Origin of the sequence: Escherichia sp. MOD1-EC6819 (genome assembly GCF_002965765.1) — a bacterium.
GTDB lineage: Bacteria > Pseudomonadota > Gammaproteobacteria > Enterobacterales > Enterobacteriaceae > Escherichia > Escherichia ruysiae.
Map to the genome: position 1 here is coordinate 25787 of NZ_PTRG01000018.1, position 21211 is coordinate 46997.

General features: G+C 51.4%; 23 protein-coding genes. 10 read left to right on the forward strand and 13 right to left on the reverse strand.

The window, feature by feature from the left end:
• Positions 1 to 185 precede the first annotated feature (185 nt).
• Both ascF and ascB read left to right on the forward strand, forming a co-directional pair.
• Positions 186 to 1643: a PTS cellobiose/arbutin/salicin transporter subunit IIBC gene (ascF, locus tag A7Z06_RS20405; protein ID WP_001107834.1), complete on the forward strand. Its 1458-nt coding sequence runs from the start codon at positions 186 to 188 to the stop codon at positions 1641 to 1643.
• An 8-nt stretch (positions 1644 to 1651) separates the two neighbouring features.
• The gene (gene ascB / locus A7Z06_RS20410) at positions 1652 to 3076 is read left to right on the forward strand and encodes a 6-phospho-beta-glucosidase AscB (protein WP_000110325.1); all 1425 of its coding nucleotides are present in this window, start codon (positions 1652 to 1654) and stop codon (positions 3074 to 3076) included.
• A 114-nt stretch (positions 3077 to 3190) separates the two neighbouring features.
• Here the strand turns inward: ascB and A7Z06_RS20415 are convergent, their stop codons facing one another.
• The 11 genes from A7Z06_RS20415 to hycA all read right to left on the reverse strand — a co-directional run bounded on the left by A7Z06_RS20415 (position 3191) and on the right by hycA (position 11806).
• On the reverse strand, positions 3191 to 3610 hold the full coding sequence (locus tag A7Z06_RS20415; RefSeq protein WP_105279562.1) for a helix-turn-helix domain-containing protein: 420 nt from the start codon (positions 3608 to 3610) through the stop codon (positions 3191 to 3193).
• A gap of 108 nt (positions 3611 to 3718) precedes the next feature.
• Positions 3719 to 3919 carry a hypothetical protein gene (locus tag A7Z06_RS20420; protein WP_183082992.1) on the reverse strand — a complete coding sequence of 67 codons (201 nt, stop codon included), beginning with the start codon at positions 3917 to 3919 and terminating at the stop codon, positions 3719 to 3721.
• Between the two features lie 24 nt (positions 3920 to 3943).
• Positions 3944 to 4414 (reverse strand): hydrogenase maturation peptidase HycI, encoded by a 471-nt coding sequence (gene hycI / locus A7Z06_RS20425; protein ID WP_000132961.1) that lies wholly within the window; start codon positions 4412 to 4414, stop codon positions 3944 to 3946.
• A complete protein-coding gene (gene hycH / locus A7Z06_RS20430; protein WP_001291935.1) occupies positions 4407 to 4817 on the reverse strand; it encodes a formate hydrogenlyase assembly protein HycH in 411 nt (136 codons plus the stop codon). Before hycH ends, hycI begins: the two co-directional genes overlap by 8 nt.
• Entirely contained in the window at positions 4814 to 5581 is a 768-nt protein-coding gene (gene hycG, locus A7Z06_RS20435) for a formate hydrogenlyase subunit HycG (RefSeq protein WP_000067399.1), read from the reverse strand. Before hycG ends, hycH begins: the two co-directional genes overlap by 4 nt.
• The gene (gene hycF, locus A7Z06_RS20440) at positions 5581 to 6123 is read right to left on the reverse strand and encodes a formate hydrogenlyase subunit HycF (RefSeq protein ID WP_000493804.1); all 543 of its coding nucleotides are present in this window, start codon (positions 6121 to 6123) and stop codon (positions 5581 to 5583) included. The genes hycG and hycF overlap by 1 nt, the downstream gene beginning before the upstream one ends.
• A gap of 9 nt (positions 6124 to 6132) precedes the next feature.
• Positions 6133 to 7842 carry a formate hydrogenlyase subunit HycE gene (hycE, locus tag A7Z06_RS20445; protein WP_001288118.1) on the reverse strand — a complete coding sequence of 570 codons (1710 nt, stop codon included), beginning with the start codon at positions 7840 to 7842 and terminating at the stop codon, positions 6133 to 6135.
• A 17-nt stretch (positions 7843 to 7859) separates the two neighbouring features.
• Complete coding sequence (gene hycD, locus A7Z06_RS20450; RefSeq protein WP_000115224.1) at positions 7860 to 8783, reverse strand: formate hydrogenlyase subunit HycD; 924 nt, start codon at positions 8781 to 8783, stop codon at positions 7860 to 7862.
• 2 nt (positions 8784 to 8785) lie between these two features.
• Complete coding sequence (hycC, locus tag A7Z06_RS20455; protein ID WP_085461076.1) at positions 8786 to 10612, reverse strand: formate hydrogenlyase subunit 3; 1827 nt, start codon at positions 10610 to 10612, stop codon at positions 8786 to 8788.
• Entirely contained in the window at positions 10609 to 11220 is a 612-nt protein-coding gene (gene hycB / locus A7Z06_RS20460) for a formate hydrogenlyase subunit HycB (protein ID WP_001079186.1), read from the reverse strand. Before hycB ends, hycC begins: the two co-directional genes overlap by 4 nt.
• Positions 11221 to 11344: 124 nt before the next feature.
• Positions 11345 to 11806 carry a formate hydrogenlyase regulator HycA gene (gene hycA, locus A7Z06_RS20465; RefSeq protein ID WP_000158052.1) on the reverse strand — a complete coding sequence of 154 codons (462 nt, stop codon included), beginning with the start codon at positions 11804 to 11806 and terminating at the stop codon, positions 11345 to 11347.
• Between the two features lie 212 nt (positions 11807 to 12018).
• Here hycA and hypA point away from each other — a divergent pair, with 212 nt between their 5' ends.
• The 6 genes from hypA (at position 12019) to flhA (ending at position 17788) form a co-directional block, all read left to right on the forward strand.
• Positions 12019 to 12369 (forward strand): hydrogenase maturation nickel metallochaperone HypA, encoded by a 351-nt coding sequence (hypA, locus tag A7Z06_RS20470; RefSeq protein ID WP_001516945.1) that lies wholly within the window; start codon positions 12019 to 12021, stop codon positions 12367 to 12369.
• 3 nt (positions 12370 to 12372) lie between these two features.
• Entirely contained in the window at positions 12373 to 13245 is an 873-nt protein-coding gene (gene hypB / locus A7Z06_RS20475; RefSeq protein ID WP_000337678.1) for a hydrogenase nickel incorporation protein HypB, read from the forward strand.
• Positions 13236 to 13508, forward strand: a complete 273-nt coding sequence (hypC, locus tag A7Z06_RS20480; RefSeq protein ID WP_000334881.1) for a hydrogenase 3 maturation protein HypC — start codon at positions 13236 to 13238, stop codon at positions 13506 to 13508. The genes hypB and hypC overlap by 10 nt, the downstream gene beginning before the upstream one ends.
• Positions 13508 to 14629: a hydrogenase formation protein HypD gene (hypD, locus tag A7Z06_RS20485; RefSeq protein WP_105279563.1), complete on the forward strand. Its 1122-nt coding sequence runs from the start codon at positions 13508 to 13510 to the stop codon at positions 14627 to 14629. The genes hypC and hypD overlap by 1 nt, the downstream gene beginning before the upstream one ends.
• The gene (gene hypE / locus A7Z06_RS20490; RefSeq protein ID WP_001059917.1) at positions 14626 to 15636 is read left to right on the forward strand and encodes a hydrogenase maturation carbamoyl dehydratase HypE; all 1011 of its coding nucleotides are present in this window, start codon (positions 14626 to 14628) and stop codon (positions 15634 to 15636) included. Before hypD ends, hypE begins: the two co-directional genes overlap by 4 nt.
• 73 nt (positions 15637 to 15709) lie before the next feature.
• The gene (gene flhA / locus A7Z06_RS20495; protein ID WP_105279564.1) at positions 15710 to 17788 is read left to right on the forward strand and encodes a formate hydrogenlyase transcriptional activator FlhA; all 2079 of its coding nucleotides are present in this window, start codon (positions 15710 to 15712) and stop codon (positions 17786 to 17788) included.
• 38 nt (positions 17789 to 17826) lie between these two features.
• Here flhA and A7Z06_RS20500 read toward each other — a convergent pair whose 3' ends face one another.
• The gene (locus A7Z06_RS20500) at positions 17827 to 18180 is read right to left on the reverse strand and encodes a nitrous oxide-stimulated promoter family protein (protein WP_000015504.1); all 354 of its coding nucleotides are present in this window, start codon (positions 18178 to 18180) and stop codon (positions 17827 to 17829) included.
• Between the two features lie 1011 nt (positions 18181 to 19191).
• Here A7Z06_RS20500 and A7Z06_RS20505 point away from each other — a divergent pair.
• Positions 19192 to 19671, forward strand: a complete 480-nt coding sequence (locus A7Z06_RS20505) for a hypothetical protein (protein ID WP_000375915.1) — start codon at positions 19192 to 19194, stop codon at positions 19669 to 19671.
• A gap of 81 nt (positions 19672 to 19752) precedes the next feature.
• Here the strand turns inward: A7Z06_RS20505 and A7Z06_RS20510 are convergent, their stop codons facing one another.
• Positions 19753 to 20391 carry a hypothetical protein gene (locus tag A7Z06_RS20510; RefSeq protein WP_000589955.1) on the reverse strand — a complete coding sequence of 213 codons (639 nt, stop codon included), beginning with the start codon at positions 20389 to 20391 and terminating at the stop codon, positions 19753 to 19755.
• A gap of 339 nt (positions 20392 to 20730) precedes the next feature.
• Here A7Z06_RS20510 and A7Z06_RS20515 point away from each other — a divergent pair, with 339 nt between their 5' ends.
• Positions 20731 to 21195, forward strand: a complete 465-nt coding sequence (locus A7Z06_RS20515) for a hypothetical protein (protein ID WP_094185002.1) — start codon at positions 20731 to 20733, stop codon at positions 21193 to 21195.
• Positions 21196 to 21211 lie beyond the last annotated feature (16 nt).

The window sequence follows — 21211 nt, forward strand, 5'->3', positions numbered from 1 at the left end:
AAAAATATTCAGGTGACCGGTTTCACAAATATAAAAAATGAACAATTAACTCTCTTGCTTATTTAGTGACAACTATTCATGATTTTGTGAAACCGGTTTCTTACTTCCGTTTCAGCATCGGCATTTTCCCGTCACGTCGACTGATAACAACTACCTCTACCCTACTGATAACAGGATAAAATCCGATGGCCAAAAATTATGCGGCGCTGGCGCGCTCGGTGATAGCGGCACTGGGCGGCGTTGATAACATCTCGGCGGTCACGCACTGTATGACGCGTTTGCGCTTTGTTATTAAAGATGATGCGCTTATCGACAGCCCGACGTTGAAAACCATCTCCGGCGTACTCGGCGTGGTACGTAGTGACAACCAGTGTCAGGTGATTATCGGCAATACCGTTTCACAAGCCTTTCAGGAAATCGTCAGCCTGCTGCCGGGAGATATGCAACCCGCCCTGCCCGTGGGTAAACCCAAGCTCACGCTACGTCGCATTGGTGCAGGGATCCTTGATGCGCTGATCGGCACTATGTCACCGCTGATCCCGGCGATTATCGGCGGATCGATGGTCAAACTGCTGGCGATGATCCTCGAGATGAGCGGTGTGCTGACAAAAGGATCGCCGACCTTAACCATCCTGAATGTGATTGGTGACGGTGCTTTCTTCTTCCTGCCGCTAATGGTCGCGGCATCTGCCGCCATCAAATTTAAAACCAATATGTCGCTGGCGATTGCCATCGCGGGTGTACTGGTACATCCGAGTTTCATTGAGCTGATGGCGAAAGCGGCTCAGGGTGAACATGTTGAATTTGCCCTGATTCCGGTCACGGCGGTGAAATACACCTACACGGTGATCCCGGCGCTGGTGATGACCTGGTGCCTGTCATATATCGAACGCTGGGTGGACAGCATTACACCGGCAGTGACGAAAAACTTCCTCAAGCCAATGCTGATTGTGTTGATTGCCGCACCGCTGGCAATCCTGCTGATTGGCCCGATTGGTATCTGGATCGGTAGCGCCATTTCGGCGCTGGTTTACACCATTCATGGTTATCTGGGCTGGCTTTCAGTCGCCATTATGGGCGCGCTGTGGCCGCTGCTGGTAATGACCGGGATGCACCGCGTCTTTACACCAACCATCATTCAGACCATTGCCGAAACCGGAAAAGAAGGGATGGTCATGCCGTCAGAGATCGGCGCTAACCTGTCGCTGGGCGGTTCATCGCTGGCGGTGGCGTGGAAAACGAAAAACCCGGAACTGCGCCAGACGGCACTGGCTGCGGCGGCATCAGCCATTATGGCGGGGATTTCCGAACCGGCGTTATACGGCGTGGCGATCCGCCTGAAACGTCCGCTTATCGCCAGTCTTATCAGCGGTTTTATTTGCGGTGCGGTTGCCGGTATGGCGGGGCTTGCCAGCCACTCAATGGCAGCGCCGGGGCTATTTACCAGCGTGCAGTTCTTCGATCCGGCGAATCCAATGAGCATCGTCTGGGTGTTCGCCGTCATGGCGCTGGCGGTCGTGCTGTCGTTTATCCTCACACTGCTGCTCGGCTTTGAGGATATTCCTGTTGAGGAAGCGGCTGCCGAGGCACGAAAACATCAGAGCGTACAACCGACCGTCGCCAAAGAAGTAAGTCTTAATTGAGGATGAAAATGTCTGTATTTCCAGAAGGTTTTTTATGGGGCGGCGCGCTTGCCGCCAACCAGTCTGAAGGTGCGTTCCGTGAAGGTGGCAAAGGGCTGACTACGGTCGATATGATCCCACACGGCGAGCATCGAATGGCGGTGAAACTGGGGCTGGAAAAACGTTTTCAGTTGCGCGATGACGAGTTTTACCCCAGCCATGAGGCGACGGATTTTTATCATCGGTATAAAGAAGATATCGCCCTGATGGCAGAGATGGGATTCAAGGTTTTCCGTACCTCGATTGCCTGGAGCCGCCTCTTCCCACAGGGCGATGAGCTGACGCCCAACCAGCAGGGCATTGCTTTTTATCGTTCTATCTTTGAAGAGTGTAAAAAGTACGGTATCGAACCGCTGGTCACGTTATGCCACTTCGATGTGCCGATGCATCTGGTGACGGAATATGGCTCCTGGCGTAACCGCAAGCTGGTGGAGTTTTTCACTCGCTACGCCCAAACCTGCTTTGAAGCATTTGATGGTCTGGTGAAATACTGGCTAACCTTCAATGAAATCAACATTATGTTGCATAGCCCGTTCTCCGGCGCGGGTCTGGTGTTTGAAGAAGGGGAAAATCAGGATCAGGTGAAATATCAGGCCGCACACCACCAGCTGATTGCCAGTGCATTAGCCACCAAAATCGCTCATGAGGTTAACCCGCAAAATCAGGTGGGCTGTATGCTGGCGGGCGGTAACTTCTACCCTTACAGTTGCAAGCCGGAAGATGTCTGGGCGGCGCTGGAGAAAGATCGGGAAAACCTGTTTTTTATCGATGTGCAGGCGCGGGGCGCGTACCCAGCTTACTCTGCCCGCGTATTTCGCGAAAAAGGGGTAACCATCGACAAAGCACCGGGCGATGATGAGATCCTGAAAAACACCGTCGATTTTGTCTCTTTCAGCTATTACGCCTCGCGCTGCGCCTCGGCGGAGATGAACGCCAACAACAGCAGTGCGGCGAACGTGGTGAAATCGCTGCGTAACCCGTATCTGCAAGTGAGCGACTGGGGCTGGGGAATTGATCCACTCGGTCTGCGTATCACCATGAATATGATGTACGACCGTTATCAGAAGCCGCTGTTTCTGGTGGAAAACGGCCTGGGCGCAAAAGATGAATTTGCTGCCAATGGTGAGATTAACGACGACTATCGCATCAGCTATTTACGCGAACATATCCGCGCAATGGGCGAAGCGATTGCAGACGGCATTCCGCTGATGGGCTACACCACCTGGGGCTGTATTGATTTGGTTTCCGCCTCAACGGGTGAAATGAGCAAACGCTACGGTTTTGTCTATGTAGACCGTGACGATGCAGGTAACGGCACGCTGGCGCGCACGCGTAAGAAATCGTTCTGGTGGTATAAAAAAGTGATTGCCAGTAATGGGGAAGATTTAGAGTAAGTAACCGTGCCGGATGCGGAGTGAACGCCTTATCCGGCCTACATGTCGCACGAACTTTGTAGGCTCGATAAGCGCAGCGCATCGGGCAATTTAGCGTTTGCCATCAGTCAAAAATCAAAGGAACCATTCCGGCTTAACGCCAAATCGGGCTGAAAGAGCCTTGATATGCGATATTGTCAAGGATCGTTGTCCAGACAAAATCTGACTTACCAGGGATTTAGAGCCTATTTCATTCTTCAAATCCGCATAGGTCAGATTATGTTGATCGATCAGCGTGCGAAGTAACGCCACGCCAACCGGCATTGCAGCAACGGCTTTGTCGAACTCTGCAAACTTTTCGTTGTTGCTTTCATATTCTGCAATGCGGCTCGCCAGAAAGTCGATAAGTGGATTGCTGTCATCCTCTTCAATCAAATATTCGACCAGTTCCAGTGCTTCACGATAATCATCTTCTGAGTCACTGCCTCCCAGAAAGGGGACTGCATTAACCAGTTCTCTTGTTGCTTTAACAGCGCGTGCAGCATTAGCAGTCATTCTTTGTTCTCTCTGTAGTAACGTGATGTCTGTCTGCACGTAATTCCCCTCATAGCCACTCAGCAAAAAGCCAGAGCTGATTCACCCCATCAAGAACATCCCCCGTTATCAAACAACGCTGCGAGCAACGCCCACTTTTCTAAAATGCCAGTTTTGATCGGTAAAATAAGGCATGGTCAGGAGAGGTTTCAGCGCCCGCTTTTGTGCGTATTCGCTGTCACTCATCGGCAGATACTCGGTAAAGCTGGTGGCCTGCGCAGGAAGCACTAAGCTCAATAAAAAAGCGCACATCCCTGTCCTGGTTTTCAATTCCCTGAATTCCTTAATGAAGAACTACTCTTCTTCCACCGCTAACTGCGCGAATCCGCCATTCCCTTCCCAGCCTTCCAGTCGTTGATAAACGGTTTCTACCGCATCTTTAATCGGTTGGGTCATCGGATAGTAAAAGCCGACGATATCCGGCTGGATACCAAGGAAAATCACTTCGCCAATGTCTTCTTTTAACTGGTCGATAAGGTAATTCAACGGCATGTTATGGGTAGTCATCATAAACATCTCGGCGATGTCATCCGGGTCGATGATGCGGATCTCGCCGGGGTTTAGCCCCATATCCGTGGCGTCGACAATCAGTAACCGCGTAGGGCGCAGTTCACGGATGGCGACAATGTCGTTTTCCGGTGCGCTACCGCCGTCAATCACCACCCAATTACCTTTCGGCGCGGCGGCGCACTTTTCCGCCAGCAGCGGGCCTGCGCCATCATCGCCCATCATGCTATTGCCAACACAGAGTAAAACGTCAGTCACGCAGTCTCCTCACCATCAAATAGATGGCGTTTTCCTGATGAATATCATGCAGCATACTTAACAGCATTGTACTCCATTCCTTCTGCTGCGAAGTTTGCGTTGCCCGGGCTTTATCGAATGCGTTGGCCAGCATCGGCACATGGTTAATGTCGATGACGATCTCACCATATTTCGGCACGCCTTCCATTTTGCGGCGGGCTTCGCTGCCCGCCTCCAGAGTGGCAATCCATGCCAGATATTCATCCCACGGGCAGGTGAGCGCCGCTTCCAGGCAATCGATAACCCCAAGGTGGTGACCAATCGCCAGGCTGTAATAGACCACCTGCTGCGCCTCAGAAGGCGTGGCATCGTTCTCATCAATAAATTTACGGCTCAGTTGACTGAACACCACCTTTTCACTCATCGGATACGCGCCTCTTCAACAACATGATTCAGATGGCTGACAATCTCGTTCAGACGCGGATCGTTTTCCGCTTCCAGCCAACGTGCAACCTGTTCTTCGCCCTGCCCTAACTGTGTCAGGAAGTCATCGGCAATCTGACGACCGTAACGGTAACCCGCCAGGCGGCGTGCTTCGCGATCCACTTTCACGCGCAGCGGCTGCACCATATCGCCATGCAGGATCTCTGCCGGTTGTTCATCCTGCTCACCCGGCCCACGGGCGTGAATTTTCTGCTCCAGCAGGCCGAGCGCCATTGCAAAGCCGTACAGCGTGGCGGCAGGCGTTGGCGGGCAGCCAGGGATATAAACATCCACCGGGACGATTTTATCCGTACCGCCCCACACGCAGTAGAGATCGTGGAAGATCCCGCCGCTGTTACCGCAGGCACCGTAGGAGATACAAATTTTCGGGTCCGGCGCGGACTGCCACGCACGCAGCGCAGGGGATCGCATTGCACGGGTGACCGCGCCGGTAAACAGTAAAATATCCGCATGACGCGGTGAAGGAACGACTTTAATGCCGAAGCGTTCTGCATCAAACAGCGGCGAAAGCGTGGCGAAAATTTCGATTTCGCAGCCGTTGCAGCCACCGCAGTCCACGCGGTAAACGTAGGCAGAACGTTTGATTTTTTTCAGTAACGACGCCTTCATGCTGGCGATGGATTCATCCACCGTCATCGGGACCGGAATGCCGTTGGCGTCACGGGGGCCTAATAAATTGCTCATCAGATGGCCTCTTTCATATGGCGAGTCAGTTCAATACGGTCGGACGGCACCAGGCATTTCTGGCGCTTACATTCCGGGCAAGTCTCAAAGCTTTCGCGGTGGTTTTCCGCGCGGCTGTCACCATTGTGCTTAAGCAGCGCAATGGCGTAGTCGATCTCTTTCTGTACGGCGAAAGGACGATTGCAGACGCGGCAGTTGCACAGCGCGAAGCGGGACTGTTGCAGGAAGTCTTCTTTCTTCCATACCGCCAGTTCGTACTCTTGCGACAGTTTGATCGCCGCCGTCGGGCAGACTTCTTCGCAGCGTCCACAGAAGATGCAGCGCCCAAGATTGAACTGCCACGCCAGCTCACCGGTGGTGAGGTCGGTTTCAACCGTTAAGGCGTTTGACGGGCAGGCATTGACGCAGGCCGCGCAGCCAATGCACTGCTGCGGGTTCTGCTCTGGCTTACCACGGAAGTTTTTATCAACCGCAATCGGCTCCAGCGGATAAGACGAGGTCGCCGTGCCGGTTTTGATGACTTTTTTGATAAAGGTAAACATGGCGATTCCTTATTTCAGCGGCGAGTTTTTACGCTCAATGCTGTAACGCTCGAGTTCTTTGTACGGCACCACTTTGCTCTTCTTCTTACGCACATCGACCACGGTCATGCGGTCGGTACAGGAGTAGCAAGGGTCGAGGCTACCGATAATCAGCGGCGCATCAGAAACGGTGTTGCCGCGCAACATGTAGCGCAGGGTCGGCCAGTTCGCGTAGGTCGCGGCACGACAGCGCCAGCGGTACAGCTTCTGGTTATCGCCGGTCATGCTCCAGTGGATATCATCGCCGCGCGGCGCTTCGGCAAAGCCCAGCGCAAAACGGTGTGGAATGTAGGTGAATCCTTCCACCGCCAGCGGGCCGCCTGGCAGATTGTCCAGGCCGTAGTCGATCATATTGAGCGAGGTAAAGACTTCGTTGATACGCACTTTCAGACGCGAAATAACGTCGCAGCCCTGCTCGCTGTGAACTTCCATCGGCAGCAGGCCATAACCGACAAACGGGTGATCAGCACGGGTATCACGAGCGTGGCCGCTGGCGCGCACCATCGGGCCAACGTTACTGAAATCGCGGGCGATTTCCGGATCCAGACGACCAATGCCGACGGTGCGCTGTTCCATATTTGGCGTACTCAGCAGCACATCCACCAGCTCCTGTACTTCACGACGCATTTGCTGCGCCAGTTGACGGGTCTGGATCATGTCATCTTTCAGCAGATCGCGACGAATCCCGCCGATCAGGTTCAGACCGTAAGTTTTACGCGCCCCGGTGAGGATCTCCGCCATTTTCATGGAAGATTCACGCACGCGGAAGAACTGCATAAAGCCGGAGTCAAAGCCGGTAAAGTGACAGGCGAGGCCGAGGTTGAGCAGATGCGAGTGCAGGCGTTCCACCTCCAGCAGAATGGCGCGGATCATCTGCGCGCGTTCTGGCACCTGAATACCCATCGCGTTTTCCACCGACGTGGTGTAGGCGGTGCTGTGGGCAAAGCCGCAGATCCCGCACACACGGTCAGAGAGGAAGGTCACTTCGTTGTAACCCATACGGGTTTCCGCCAGTTTTTCCATGCCGCGATGGACGTAGAACAGGCGGTAGTCGGCGTCGATAATGTTTTCGCCGTCAACGAACAGGCGGAAGTGACCCGGTTCATCGGAGGTAACGTGCAGTGGGCCAATCGGCACCACGTTGTTTTTCTTATCACCCAGTTCGTTGATGAACTCGTAGGTTTCTGCATCGGTGGTTGGTGCCGGACGTTGACGATAATCCATGCTGTCTTTACGCAACGGGTAGAGTTCATCCGGCCAGTCATCCGGCAGCACCAGACGGCGTTCATCCGGCAGACCAACCGGAATCAAACCGTACATATCGCGCACTTCACGCTCGCCCCAGACCGCCGCCGGAACGCGCGGCGTCACGGACGGATATTCCGGTTTGTTGGCGTCAACTTCGACGCGCACGGTTATCCAGCACTTCGTGCCCTTCTCCATCGACAGCACATAGTAAACGGCATAATGACCATTCAGTTTGCGTTCATCGTTACCAAACAGTACCGACAGCCAACCACCCTGTTTGTAGTAGAGGAACTCCACCACTTCCGGCAGATAGTTCACCTTTACGGTCACGGTCAGCTGATCTTTGGTCTGCCAGGCGTGATCCAGCACGACGCCCGGAAATGCCTCATTCAGCGCGGCGAGATAATGTTGACCTAATTTTTCTTCAGACATGCTCATACTCTCTTTAATCACGCCGCCAGCAAGGAGACGAACGCTAAAAATGCAAAGCCAAACCCAGCCCAGGTAATGCGCGGAGTAATATCAAGACGCAGACGGGCCATGCTGTTTTCGAACAGCGCGATAACCAGGACGCCGACCACCAGTTTGACGATGGCAATCACCAGCGCCAGCAGCAGCCCGCCAGCGGTGAAGGTTTCCATTTGTCCCCACGGAATAAACACCCCGACGAACATCTGCAACACCACCAGCTGTTTCAGGCTGATACCCCATTTCATGACGCCAAAGCCGCTGCCGCTGTATTCAGAGAGCGGCCCTTCCTGCAACTCCTGCTCGGCTTCCGCAAGGTCGAACGGCAGTTTGCCCATTTCGATAAAGGTGGCGAATGCGCAGGCACAGAGTGCCAGCACCAGCGGGATGCTCTGGCTCAGAGGCCAGTGATAAACGGTGTCGGTGATGTTGCTGATGTTGGTGGAACCGGCAACCTGCGCCGCGACCCACAGGCCGAGCAACAACATCGGCTCGACCAGCACACCGAGCATCGCTTCACGGCTCGCGCCGATAGCGGTAAACGGGCTACCGGTATCCAGACCGGAAATGGCAAAGAAGAAACGCGCGATGGCAAAGAGATACAGTAAGGTGATCAAATCGCCCAGTTGCGGCAGCGGAGAACCGACGGTCACCACCGGCAGCGCGGTAGCGATAGTCAGCATGACGCCCACCATCACGTATGGCGTCAGGCGGAACACCCAGCCGGAGGCATCCGGGCCAACACTCTGACGCCCCAGCAGTTTGATAATGTCGCGATATTCCTGCAACACGCCCGGTCCGCGACGGTTATGCAAGCGTGCGCGCGCCACGCGGGTTATACCGGAGAGCAGCGGCGCAACGGCAAATAACACCAGCGCCTGAATTAACGGATATAAAACACTCATTCTCAGGCTCCTCGTGAAACAATAATCACCACCAGCACCGCCAGTTCAACCAGCGCCATCCGGCGGAACAGCAACGCACTCCCCTCGCTCTGCCAGCCCGGCACCAGCGACACTGGATTCAGCACTTTGCGCAGTTTCAGCACCGGCGCAAACGCCTGTTTCACCGGCATGGCAAAACCATGAGCAGTAATCACCATTGATTTTTCGTGGTCGTAGCCGCACACCCATGCCGCGCCACGGGAACGTGACGGCAGGCGGTCGCCTTTGCAAATCGCCATAATGATGAATGGCAGCAGCGGGCAGGCAATCAGCAGCAGGGTGATCATTGGTTGAGAAACGGTAGTGTTAGCAGGCTCCAGCGGCAGAGGTACAGCTGCTGACAGCATCGGCAGCAGCCACGGCGCAGCAACACCGCCAATCACGCAGCAAATCGCCAGTGCCACCACGCTTACGCTCATCAGGAGCGGCGCACAGGTGGCGTTTTCGGCTTCTTTGGTACGCGGCGCACCGAGGAACGTAACGCCATAGACTTTCGCCATACACATCACCGCCAGCGCACCGGTAATTGCCAGCCCCACGGCGAGCAGCGGCCCCAGCAGACGGGCAACGAACGTTCCGCTATTGCTCAGTTTGAAGAAGGATTGATAGATAACCCATTCACCGGCAAAACCGTTCAACGGCGGCAGCGCAGCCATTGCCATCAGCCCGACTAACATGGCGATGGAGATAACCGGCATTTTCTTGCCAATGCCGCCGAGTTTTTCGATATCGCGATGACCAGTACGGAACCAGACGCTACCCGCCCCAAGGAACAGTACGCTTTTGAACAGGCTATGATTAAGCAGATGGTACAGGCCACCGACCAGGCCAAGAGCAATCAGCGCCGGTTGTTCGAGCGCGATACCCGTTACGCCAGCCCCCAGCCCCAGCAGGATGATGCCGATATTTTCCAGTGTGTGGTAAGCCAGCAGACGCTGGATGTTGTGCTCCATCAGCGCATACAAACCACCGACGAACGCGGTGATCATGCCGAGCACCAGCAGCGCAATTCCCCACCACAGCGGCGCGTTACCGCCCAGCAGAGACAGGGTTAAAATGCCCAGCAGGCCGATTTTCATTACCACCGTGGAAAACAGCGCGGCAGCAGGCGCAGAAGCGTTAGCATGAGCCTGCGGCACCCAGCCGTGCAGCGGGATAATCCCGGCCAGCAGGCCAAAGCCAATCACGCCGAGCAGCCAGATATCGGAACCGAGCGGCAGCTGTTGCACGCGCATATCCAGCAGGCGCAGATCCAGCGTGCCGTAACGTTGCCAGACCAGCCAGCAGGCAATCGCCAGCAGCAGAGTGCCAAGACGCCCCAGCGCAAACCACAGTTTGCCCTCTTTGCTGTTGCTGGTGAGAAACACCGCGCACAGAGCCATGATTTCGGCCATTACCACGAACATGCCCAGATTGCTGGCAATGACGGCGCACACGGCGGCAACCATCAGCATATTGATCTGCAAACCGTTGCATTTCACCTGCGCGTGGCGATGCCAGTCAATGTTGTAGAGGCTGACAAACAGGCCGCACAGGCCGAGGGTTATCAACCAAATCGCGTTAAGCGGAGAGATTTGCACATCGTAGCTTACCAGTGACAGCGTACCGCTCACGCCGACCGCCCCCGTCAGCACGGTGAAACCTGCTGCTGCTGTGTACACGCTACCAACCGCGCCGCCAATCCCGGCTATCCAGCCACTCAGCGCCTTATGAAAAGAAAAGAGAAATGCCAGAACAGCGGCGGCAACAAACCACGCCACGCCGCTGTTGATCAGGGAAATTGCGCTCATTTAGCCTCTCCACTTTGAGCCTGCTGAAACAAGGTGAGATCGCCAAAGTCCGTATTAAAAGTCAGCTCACGCTTACGTTTGCTGACGCGGGCGATATCGGTGTTATCCACCAGATGCAGGGCTTTGGTTGGGCACATCCGCACGCAAGCTGGACCTTGTTCATCAAAGCTACAAAGATCACATTTGACGGCGATCGCGCGAATGCCCGGCACCCAGTCAAGCAATGTGCTGACACGCGCCGGAGCAGGCGGTGCCGGTGGCGCTTTCGGGGTATTGGCATTTGCCGGAATATCCAGCGGACGGCTGCCGGAAAATTCAATTGCGCCAAACGGGCAGGCGATGCCGCAAAGTTTGCAGCTTACGCACAGACTTTCATTCAACTGCACGGCACCATCAACGCGGGTGATGGCATTAACCGGGCAGACCACCGCACAGGGCGCATCTTCACAGTGGTGACAGAGCTGCGGTGCAGATTCTTTTTCATTTAGCATCACTCGCAGGCGCGGCATGGATTGCAGGCCGTGCTGGCGATGCGTCTCTGAACAGGCGGCCTCACAGGTGTGGCAGCCGATACAGAGCGTGGAGTCAGCAATTACAAAACGATTCACCAGGCATTCCTCAGGTGATTGTCATTTTTGACGAAAACATGCCGATGAAATGTCATTTTCGACACTCATCGACACGCCCATCCCCAAACAGGCATGACGCCTGCAAAACGGGCAAAGCCTCAGCTCATGCTGCCGAGCTTTGTCCCTCTACCAGTTGGCTTAAATTCACCGGGGTATTGTTTTCAATGGCGGTGTATAAGCTGTCGTAAACGCCGGCGATTTTTTCGAGATAGTGTTCCAGCACTTGTTCGCGATTACGGATGTTGACCTTGCCATCAATCATGCCGTCACTGCTCAACTGAGCCAGTGCAATCCGCTGTTTGTCTTCGCCATCTTTCGTTTCGACGTAATACTCGATGGTATGGCTGTTAAAGCCATCCGCCAGGGTGACGTAAATGCGAAAATGTTCAAAAAGAACGAAACAGAGTTCTTTATCTGGCGCGCAGCTCATCGCGTGATGCAAACGCGCTTTTGATAACGTGATCCCCTGAACCAGCGAATTGCAATAGATATGCCACTGGTCCTGTAGGCGACGATGCCGCTGTGCGATGTAATCGGCTTTCTCGCTTATTTCCCAAATAGTCATTGTCAGGTTACCCGTTTAACAGAGATGCCTGCCCTTAAGCATTTTTTGTGCCAATTTTTAATTCATTGTTATTTAGGTGATTTTTATGATTCCGCTGAATTTCGACGCCGTGTCGACGTGTCATTTCGACATCATCGACATTATTCACCGCAGGGATAGTCAACACTGGCACAATTATTGCTTATAGCTGGCAATAGTTAATGGGAGGCGATATGCACGAAATAACCCTCTGCCAACGGGCACTGGAATTGATTGAACAACAAGCCGCAAAGCACGGTGCAAAACGCGTAACTGGGGTCTGGCTCAAAATTGGCGCATTTTCTTGTGTCGAAACCAGCTCTCTTGCCTTTTGTTTTGATCTGGTTTGCCGTGGCAGCGTGGCGGAAGGTTGTAAACTGCACCTCGAAGAACAAGAGGCCGAATGCTGGTGTGAAACATGCCAACAGTATGTGACGCTACTGACCCAGCGCGTCCGCCGCTGCCCACAGTGTCATGGCGACATGCTGCGCATTGTGGCAGACGACGGTTTACAGATTCGGCGGATAGAAATAGACCAGGAGTGAGCGATGTGTACAACATGCGGTTGCGGTGAAGGCAACCTGTATATCGAGGGTGATGAACATAACCCTCATTCCGCGTTTCGTAGCGCGCCTTTTGCCCCGGCTGCACGCCCGAAGATGAAAATAACCGGCATTAAAGCGCCTGAATTTACCCCCAGCCAGACCGAAGAGGGCGACCTGCATTACGGTCATGGCGAAGCAGGCACACACGCGCCGGGCATGAGCCAGCGCCGGATGCTGGAAGTCGAAATTGACGTGCTGGACAAAAATAATCGCCTGGCTGAACGTAACCGCGCGCGTTTTGCTGCCCGTAATCAACTGGTGCTCAACCTGGTATCCAGCCCCGGTTCCGGTAAAACCACGCTGCTGACGGAAACCTTAATGCGCCTGAAAGACAGCGTTCCGTGCGCGGTGATTGAAGGCGACCAGCAAACCGTGAACGATGCCGCACGTATTCGCGCTACCGGCACGCCAGCGATTCAGGTGAACACCGGTAAAGGTTGCCATCTTGACGCACAGATGATCGCCGACGCCGCGCCGCGTCTGCCACTGGACGATAACGGTATTCTGTTTATCGAAAACGTCGGCAACCTCGTATGCCCGGCCAGCTTCGATCTGGGTGAAAAACATAAAGTTGCGGTGCTTTCCGTTACCGAAGGCGAAGACAAACCGCTGAAATATCCGCATATGTTTGCCGCCGCCTCGCTGATGCTGCTCAACAAAGTTGACCTGCTGCCGTATCTCAATTTCGACGTTGAGAAATGCATCGCCTGCGCCCGCGAAGTCAATCCAGAAATTGAAATCATCCTCATTTCCGCCACCAGCGGCGAAGGGATGGACCAGTGGCTGAACTGGCTGGAGACACAGCGATGTGCATAGGCGTTCCCGGCCAGATTCGCACCATTGACGGCAACCAGGCGAAAGTCGACGTCTGCGGCATTCAGCGCGATGTCGACTTAACGTTAGTCGGCAGCTGCGATGAAAACGGTCAGCCGCGCGTGGGCCAGTGGGTACTGGTTCACGTTGGCTTTGCCATGAGCGTAATTAATGAAGCCGAAGCGCGCGACACCCTCGACGCATTACAAAATATGTTTGACGTTGAGCCGGATGTTGGCGCGCTGTTGTATGGCGAGGAAAAATAATGCGTTTTGTTGATGAATATCGCGCGCCGGAACAGGTGATGCAGTTAATTGAGCATCTGCGCGAACGTGCTTCACATCTCTCTTACACTGCCGAACGCCCTCTGCGCATTATGGAAGTGTGTGGCGGTCATACCCACGCCATTTTTAAATTCGGCCTCGATCAGTTACTGCCAGAAAACGTTGAGTTTATCCACGGTCCGGGCTGCCCGGTGTGTGTACTGCCGATGGGCAGAATCGACACCTGCGTGGAGATTGCCAGCCATCCGGAAGTGATTTTCTGTACCTTTGGCGACGCCATGCGCGTACCTGGAAAACAGGGGTCACTGTTGCAGGCAAAAGCACGCGGTGCCGATGTGCGCATCGTTTACTCGCCAATGGATGCGTTGAAACTGGCGCAGGAGAATCCAACCCGTAAAGTGGTATTCTTCGGCTTAGGTTTTGAAACCACCATGCCGACGACGGCCATCACTCTGCAACAGGCGAAAGCCCGCGATGTGCAGAATTTTTACTTCTTCTGCCAGCACATTACGCTTATCCCGACGCTGCGCAGTTTGCTGGAACAGCCAGATAACGGTATCGACGCGTTTCTTGCGCCCGGTCACGTTAGTATGGTTATCGGCACTGATGCCTATAATTTTATCGCCAGCGATTTTAATCGTCCGCTGGTGGTCGCTGGTTTCGAACCCCTTGATCTACTACAAGGCGTGGTGATGCTGGTAGAGCAGAAAATAGCGGCCCACAGCAAAGTAGAGAATCAGTACCGTAGGGTGGTGCCTGACGCAGGTAACCTGCTGGCGCAACAGGCGATAGCCGACGTGTTCTGCGTCAACGGCGACAGCGAATGGCGTGGCCTTGGGGTGATCGAATCCTCAGGCGTGCATCTGACGCCGAATTATCAGCAATTTGACGCTGAAGCGCATTTCCGCCCGGCACCGCAGCAGGTTTGCGATGACCCACGCGCGCGCTGTGGCGAAGTATTGACGGGCAAATGTAAGCCGCATCAATGCCCGCTGTTTGGTAACACCTGTAATCCTCAAACCGCATTCGGCGCGCTGATGGTCTCCTCTGAAGGAGCGTGCGCCGCGTGGTATCAGTATCGTCAGCAGGAGAGTGAAGCGTGAATAATATCCAACTCGCCCACGGCAGCGGCGGCCAGGCGATGCAGCAATTAATCAACAGCCTGTTTATGGAAGCCTTTGCGAATCCATGGCTGGCTGAGCAGGAAGATCAGGCGCGTCTTGACCTGGCACAACTGGTGGCGGAAGGCGACCGTCTGGCCTTTTCCACCGACAGTTACGTCATTGACCCGCTGTTCTTTCCTGGTGGCAATATTGGCAAGCTGGCGATTTGCGGCACGGCGAATGACGTGGCGGTCAGCGGCGCAATTCCACGCTATCTCTCCTGTGGATTTATCCTTGAAGAAGGATTGCCGATGGAGACGCTGAAAGCCGTGGTCACCAGCATGGCTGAAACTGCCCGTGCGGCTGGCATTGCTATTGTCACCGGCGATACCAAAGTGGTGCAGCGTGGGGCGGCAGATAAACTGTTTATCAACACCGCAGGCATGGGCGCGATCCCGGCAAATATTCACTGGGGTGCACAAACCCTGACCGCCGGCGATGTATTGCTGGTTAGCGGTACGCTCGGCGACCACGGTGCGACTATCCTTAACTTGCGCGAACAACTGGGGCTGGATGGCGAACTGGTCAGCGACTGCGCGGTGCTGACGCCGCTGATTCAGACGCTGCGAGACATTCCCGGCGTGAAGGCGCTGCGCGATGCCACCCGTGGTGGGGTGAATGCGGTGGTTCATGAGTTTGCGGCAGCCTGCGGTTGCGGCATTGAACTTTCAGAAGCTGCGCTACCGGTTAAACCTGCCGTGCGCGGCGTTTGTGAGCTGCTGGGGCTGGACGCCCTCAACTTTGCCAACGAAGGTAAGCTGGTGATTGCCGTAGAGCGTAACGCGGCTGAGCAAGTGTTGGCGGCGCTGCATTCCCATCCACTAGGACAGGATGCGGCGTTAATTGGCGAAGTGGTGGAACGTAAAGGTGTTCGTCTCGCAGGGCTTTATGGCGTGAAACGAACTCTCGATCTACCTCACGCCGAACCGCTGCCTCGTATATGCTAATAAAAATCTAAAGCTCCTATAATTTGTCATTTACCTTTTGCACCGCTTAGCGGTGCTTTCCTGGAAGAACAACATGTCGTATACACCGATGAGTGATCTCGGGCAACAAGGGTTGTTCGACATCACTCGGACACTATTGCAGCAGCCCGATCTGGCCTCGCTGTGTGAGGCTCTTTCGCAACTGGTAAAGCGTTCTGCGCTCGCCGACAACGCGGCGATTGTGTTGTGGCAAGCGCAGACTCAACGTGCGACTTATTACGCGTCGCGTGACAAAGAACCCCCTATAAAATACGAAGACGAAACCGTTCTGGCACATGGGCCGGTGCGCAGCATTTTGTCACGTCCTGATACGCTGCATTGCAGCTACGAAGAATTTTGTGAAACCTGGCCACAACTGGCCACAAGCGGGCTATACCCTAAATTTGGTCACTATTGCCTGATGCCACAGGCAGCGGAAGGACATATTTTTGGCGGCTGTGAATTTATTCGTTATGACGATCGCCCGTGGAGCGAAAAAGAGTTCAATCGCCTGCAAACCTTTACGCAGATTGTTTCTGTTGTCACCGAGCAAATTCAGAGTCGCATCATCAACAATGTCGACTACGAACTGTTATGTCGGGAACGGGATAACTTCCGCATTCTGGTTGCCATCACCAATGCGGTACTCTCCCGCCTGGACATGGACGAACTGGTCAGCGAAGTGGCGAAAGAGATCCACTACTACTTCGACATTGACGATATCAGCATCGTCTTACGCAGCCACCGCAAAAACAAACTCAACGTCTACTCCACTCACTATCTCGATAAACAGCATCCCACTCACGAACAGAGTGAAGTTGATGAGGCCGGAACCCTCACCGAGCGCGTATTTAAAAGCAAAGAGATGCTGCTGATTAATCTCCACGAGCGGGATGATTTAGCCCCCTACGAACGCATGTTGTTTGATACCTGGGGCAACCAGATCCAGACGCTGTGCCTGCTGCCGTTGATGTCTGGCAATACCATGCTGGGCGTGCTGAAACTGGCACAGTGCGAAGAGAAAATATTTACCACCACCAACCTGAGTTTGCTGCGCCAGATTGCCGAACGAGTGGCAATCGCCGTGGATAATGCCCTCGCCTACCAGGAAATCCACCGTCTGAAAGAGCGGCTGGTTGATGAAAACCTTGCCCTGACGGAACAACTCAACAAAGTGGATAGTGAATTTGGCGAGATTATTGGTCGCAGCGAAGCCATGTACAGCGTGCTTAAACAAGTTGAAATGGTGGCGCAAAGCGACAGTACCGTTCTGATCCTCGGTGAAACTGGCACGGGTAAAGAGCTGATTGCCCGCGCAATCCATAATCTCAGTGGGCGTAATAATCGTCGCATGGTGAAAATGAACTGCGCGGCGATGCCTGCCGGATTACTGGAAAGCGATCTGTTTGGTCATGAACGTGGTGCCTTTACCGGTGCCAGCGCCCAGCGCATCGGTCGTTTTGAACTGGCGGATAAAAGCTCTCTGTTCCTCGATGAAGTGGGCGATATGCCACTGGAGTTACAGCCGAAGTTGCTGCGCGTATTGCAGGAGCAGGAGTTTGAACGCCTCGGCAGCAACAAAATCATTCAGACAGACGTGCGTTTAATCGCCGCAACTAATCGCGATCTGAAAAAAATGGTCGCCGACCGCGAGTTCCGTAGCGATCTCTATTACCGCCTGAACGTCTTCCCGATCCACCTGCCGCCGTTACGCGAGCGCCCGGAAGATATTCCGCTGCTGGCGAAAGCCTTTACCTTCAAAATTGCCCGCCGACTGGGGCGCAATATCGACAGCATTCCTGCCGAGACACTGCGCATATTGAGCAACATGGAATGGCCGGGTAACGTGCGCGAACTGGAAAATGTTATTGAGCGTGCGGTACTGCTGACTCGCGGTAATGTTCTACAACTCTCTTTACCCGATATCTCACTGCCAGAACCCGAAACGCCGCCTGCTGCAACGGTCGTCGCTCAGGAAGGCGAAGATGAATATCAACTGATTGTTCGCGTATTAAAAGAGACGAACGGCGTAGTCGCGGGTTCGAAAGGCGCTGCGCAACGTCTGGGGTTAAAACGCACGACCCTGCTGTCACGGATGAAGCGGCTGGGAATTGATAAAGCGGCGTTGGTTTAATCGTCTGGAGTGCCGGACAGGAAGATCTATCCGGCACGCTATTCACGTGGTTTCTTCGGGCGATATTTTTCCGGCAATTCCGGCACCGGACGCTTATCATCAATCAGATGACGCACGGTTAAGATCGGATGACGCCACAGCATTCGCGGCCCCGCCCAACGCATAATCTGTTTCATCTCCTCACGCTTTGCTGGCTGATAACAGTGAACCGGACACTGCTTACAGGCTGGTTTCTCTTCGCCGAACACACATTTATCCAGCCGCTTTTGCGCGTAAGCAAACAGCGCATCGTAATGCCCCGGCTCCGCTGACGCCTGCGGGCATTGCGCTTGATAAAGATCGATCATTCTTTTAATCGTCAGTTTTTCACGAGAGATACGCTTACCGGACATGCTGCCTCCATACTCTTAAGGTGCATTTATATTACAACTTAAATGTAAAGGGGACTATGGCTCTGAAGGAGAAGGTTTCTTCAACCAGACAATGTTGCGCCCCTTCTCCACAGCCAACAAGCAAACGCTGCAAAGCAGCATTTTTCCCGGAACCGACATCAAGAACTCACCTTTCGTGTCTTCCCCTGAAATGATTAACTCCGGTATCATGTGCGCCTTATGTGATTACAACGAAAATAAAAACCATCACACTACATTTAACATCAGGGAACCGGATCTAACTCCATGAGTGTAATAGAAAATTTCGACGCCCATACTCCGATGATGCAGCAGTATCTGAGTAACCAACCTAACATAATGAAAAATATACAGTAATTATCGTATATTTTTCTTTGGTCTACGTATGGGATACATTTTTTGGACTTTAACCGGGTGTTCGAAGTCGCTTCAGATAGAAAAGGTTCTTCGACTTGGCTAGCTTCGGTAGGAGCAAGAAGCGATGGTGAGCCTTGAAGGACGAAAGGCTACTTCAAAAACAAAGTAACCTTTCCAATATCCCCATATATGGGGCAAGTAGTATATTAACTGCACATGGTGCAGGAGACGTATGACATAAAAACTCTTTTATTTATGGCATACTTAATAAATAACTTATTTTTTATTTATGTCAATAGTTTTTGTTAAATATCTATATAATAATTAATCGCAAGATTTATATTATAGCTTCGCTTGTGCAAGCGAAGATCTTATTGTTCTTTAATGAGTAATACCAATTATAAGATAAGCAAGGGCTAACCCTACGAAGCTACTGCGTATGCTTCTTCGGGTTGACCTTGCTTTTCCGCCCTTTGGTTGGAAAAGAGGAAACACAAATATTAAGTCTTTTGCACTATACATTTACAATAAATATAAATTTCTACATATATTTACATGATACATGATACATGATACATGATACATGATACATGATATATAATATATAAACATTGGCTACTTATTGCCTGAGGAAATATGGATAGAAGAATTATAAGTTTTTTTAGCTCTAGTGATATTTTCGATCATATGGTAACTCGCCAACTTAGCCATATAAAGAGTAACTGGGAGCTTACTTGGGATACAAAAGAAGAAAAGTTTGAACAAGAAGAAGATAGCTATGCTGAAATTATTAATGAACTGCTTACTGAACTAAGCTTACTTCAACCACCGAAGTCCTACCATGATAATGAAGACGAACTCGCAGAATACTGTAAACAATACTTGCGTTGGCCAATTTTTAAATCTGGAAAATTCTGGCGTGGCATGGAATATGTGAGCATACTTGAACAAGGTGGTTTTAGTGATGAGGATCAAAAGAATCTCTGTCTTTCAATTGCAGGAAGAATCAGAGCAGCAATAAATCGGCACCAATTTCATTTTGACGATATGGAAAAATCACACCAGAAGATATTAGCAGATGTTATAGCAATTATCCTATATCATCGAAGTGAATAAATTATAGCTATAACATATTCCCTACAAACACAGCAATAGCTTGTCACGAGATATTGCTGTGGCTTAGTACAAAATTTTATTTTAATTTTTTGCTGCTTTACAAATCCCATCAAACTTTCTAATAAAAGCACTACGAAGCTCATCATTTTCAGGTTGCATTAATAATATCTTATATTCATTAATGTACTGAATTATACCAGCCATAAACAATGTCCGATGAAGTATTTTTTTACCATCTCTGACAATGATAATTTCATGTTCCTCAATATTTATTACCCAACCATCACAAGTAGAAGCATCATGCAACAATGAACAACGCACACCAGTATAAAAACTGTCAGCTAAATTAGGATCGTTTTCAAAAAAATATTTAAATGGTACTTTTGTTTTTAAAAAAGCCGTAAATAATTTTTTACTACAACCATTTCCATATTCATACTCGCCCGGTTGTGAGCTCTTAAAATTTATACCTCTATGAAAAGTTTCCAGATTTTCAATTAAAGCACAAAGCAACGTACAAATGGCAAAACCTGCTCCAAGTAAATTATTATGCCCACCAACGCCTCTTATATGCTCAATAGGATTGAGATAACGTTCATTAATTCTATCTTCAAAAAAATGAAGAGCTTCGCCCCAATTACTTTCAGAAAATTCACCGACTAAACTTCCTGATAAACTTTCCCAATCAGAAACAGTTCTTTTGCCAGCAATCTTTATCATTTTACCCTCTATAAATTTTCACATCTGTGAAAAAGCCAGTGCAGAACTTTCTCAAAGAGACACTTCAATAAAAACAATTCTAAGTATACACTATTAAATCTATTTCTTTAATTAAATAAATATCAAAATATGATAGACAATAATCGATGCTCATGTATCAGTAGAACCAACATATCTGAATGTATTTAAAATTAACCACACACCTTGTTATTGTATCACTCTGTTAAATATTTAAAGAAAACATATCTATTTAATGATCATTATCACAGATTTTTTTTAAACTTTATGACATATTAAAATAAATAAAATCGCCAATGCTTTATAACGATAATAGTCAGTATGAAAAAATATAAGCTCAAAATTAATTACTCTAATGACATCCTACCAATTGTTTCAGGTAAGGTGTTCCATGTCACCCCGACTTCTAATATGCCGAGCATTAAAGAAACAGGTGCTTTAGTTCCAAACTCTCATCTGCTACATCATTCTGAATTTGGAAACACTGCGAACGGTTTTTTTAGGCTGAAAGGTTGTGTCTCTTTCTTCGATTACAGATGTATTAATACTCCACACTGGGAACAACACGCATATAAATGTTTTCCTACACAAATCCTTAATCATAATGATTCAATATCCATTTTATTTCTTAATGAAAATGAATACGACAAATTAATTCCGTGGACTATGTGGAAAAAAGAAAAAGCATGGTCGGAACGTGTAGTTCCCTGGGTTGAAACTGGTTATAAAGGTAATGTACCTCTTATAAATATTACTCAAGAAATAATAGTAGAGTATAATACATAGATCATGTACTGAATGT

Excerpts from the sequence above, each read along its gene's own strand:
- ascF (WP_001107834.1), top strand. The coding sequence starts at position 186 with ATGGCCAAAAATTATGCGGCGCTGGCGCGCTCGGTGATAGCGGCACTG.
- ascB (WP_000110325.1), top strand. The coding sequence starts at position 1,652 with ATGTCTGTATTTCCAGAAGGTTTTTTATGGGGCGGCGCGCTTGCCGCC.
- A7Z06_RS20415 (WP_105279562.1), bottom strand. The coding sequence starts at position 3,610 with ATGACTGCTAATGCTGCACGCGCTGTTAAAGCAACAAGAGAACTGGTT.
- hycH (WP_001291935.1), bottom strand. The coding sequence starts at position 4,817 with ATGAGTGAAAAGGTGGTGTTCAGTCAACTGAGCCGTAAATTTATTGAT.
- hycG (WP_000067399.1), bottom strand. The coding sequence starts at position 5,581 with ATGAGCAATTTATTAGGCCCCCGTGACGCCAACGGCATTCCGGTCCCG.
- hycF (WP_000493804.1), bottom strand. The coding sequence starts at position 6,123 with ATGTTTACCTTTATCAAAAAAGTCATCAAAACCGGCACGGCGACCTCG.
- hycE (WP_001288118.1), bottom strand. The coding sequence starts at position 7,842 with ATGTCTGAAGAAAAATTAGGTCAACATTATCTCGCCGCGCTGAATGAG.
- hycD (WP_000115224.1), bottom strand. The coding sequence starts at position 8,783 with ATGAGTGTTTTATATCCGTTAATTCAGGCGCTGGTGTTATTTGCCGTT.
- hycC (WP_085461076.1), bottom strand. The coding sequence starts at position 10,612 with ATGAGCGCAATTTCCCTGATCAACAGCGGCGTGGCGTGGTTTGTTGCC.
- hycA (WP_000158052.1), bottom strand. The coding sequence starts at position 11,806 with ATGACTATTTGGGAAATAAGCGAGAAAGCCGATTACATCGCACAGCGG.
- hypA (WP_001516945.1), top strand. The coding sequence starts at position 12,019 with ATGCACGAAATAACCCTCTGCCAACGGGCACTGGAATTGATTGAACAA.
- hypB (WP_000337678.1), top strand. The coding sequence starts at position 12,373 with ATGTGTACAACATGCGGTTGCGGTGAAGGCAACCTGTATATCGAGGGT.
- hypC (WP_000334881.1), top strand. The coding sequence starts at position 13,236 with ATGTGCATAGGCGTTCCCGGCCAGATTCGCACCATTGACGGCAACCAG.
- hypD (WP_105279563.1), top strand. The coding sequence starts at position 13,508 with ATGCGTTTTGTTGATGAATATCGCGCGCCGGAACAGGTGATGCAGTTA.
- flhA (WP_105279564.1), top strand. The coding sequence starts at position 15,710 with ATGTCGTATACACCGATGAGTGATCTCGGGCAACAAGGGTTGTTCGAC.
- A7Z06_RS20500 (WP_000015504.1), bottom strand. The coding sequence starts at position 18,180 with ATGTCCGGTAAGCGTATCTCTCGTGAAAAACTGACGATTAAAAGAATG.
- A7Z06_RS20505 (WP_000375915.1), top strand. The coding sequence starts at position 19,192 with ATGGATAGAAGAATTATAAGTTTTTTTAGCTCTAGTGATATTTTCGAT.
- A7Z06_RS20510 (WP_000589955.1), bottom strand. The coding sequence starts at position 20,391 with ATGATAAAGATTGCTGGCAAAAGAACTGTTTCTGATTGGGAAAGTTTA.
- A7Z06_RS20515 (WP_094185002.1), top strand. The coding sequence starts at position 20,731 with ATGAAAAAATATAAGCTCAAAATTAATTACTCTAATGACATCCTACCA.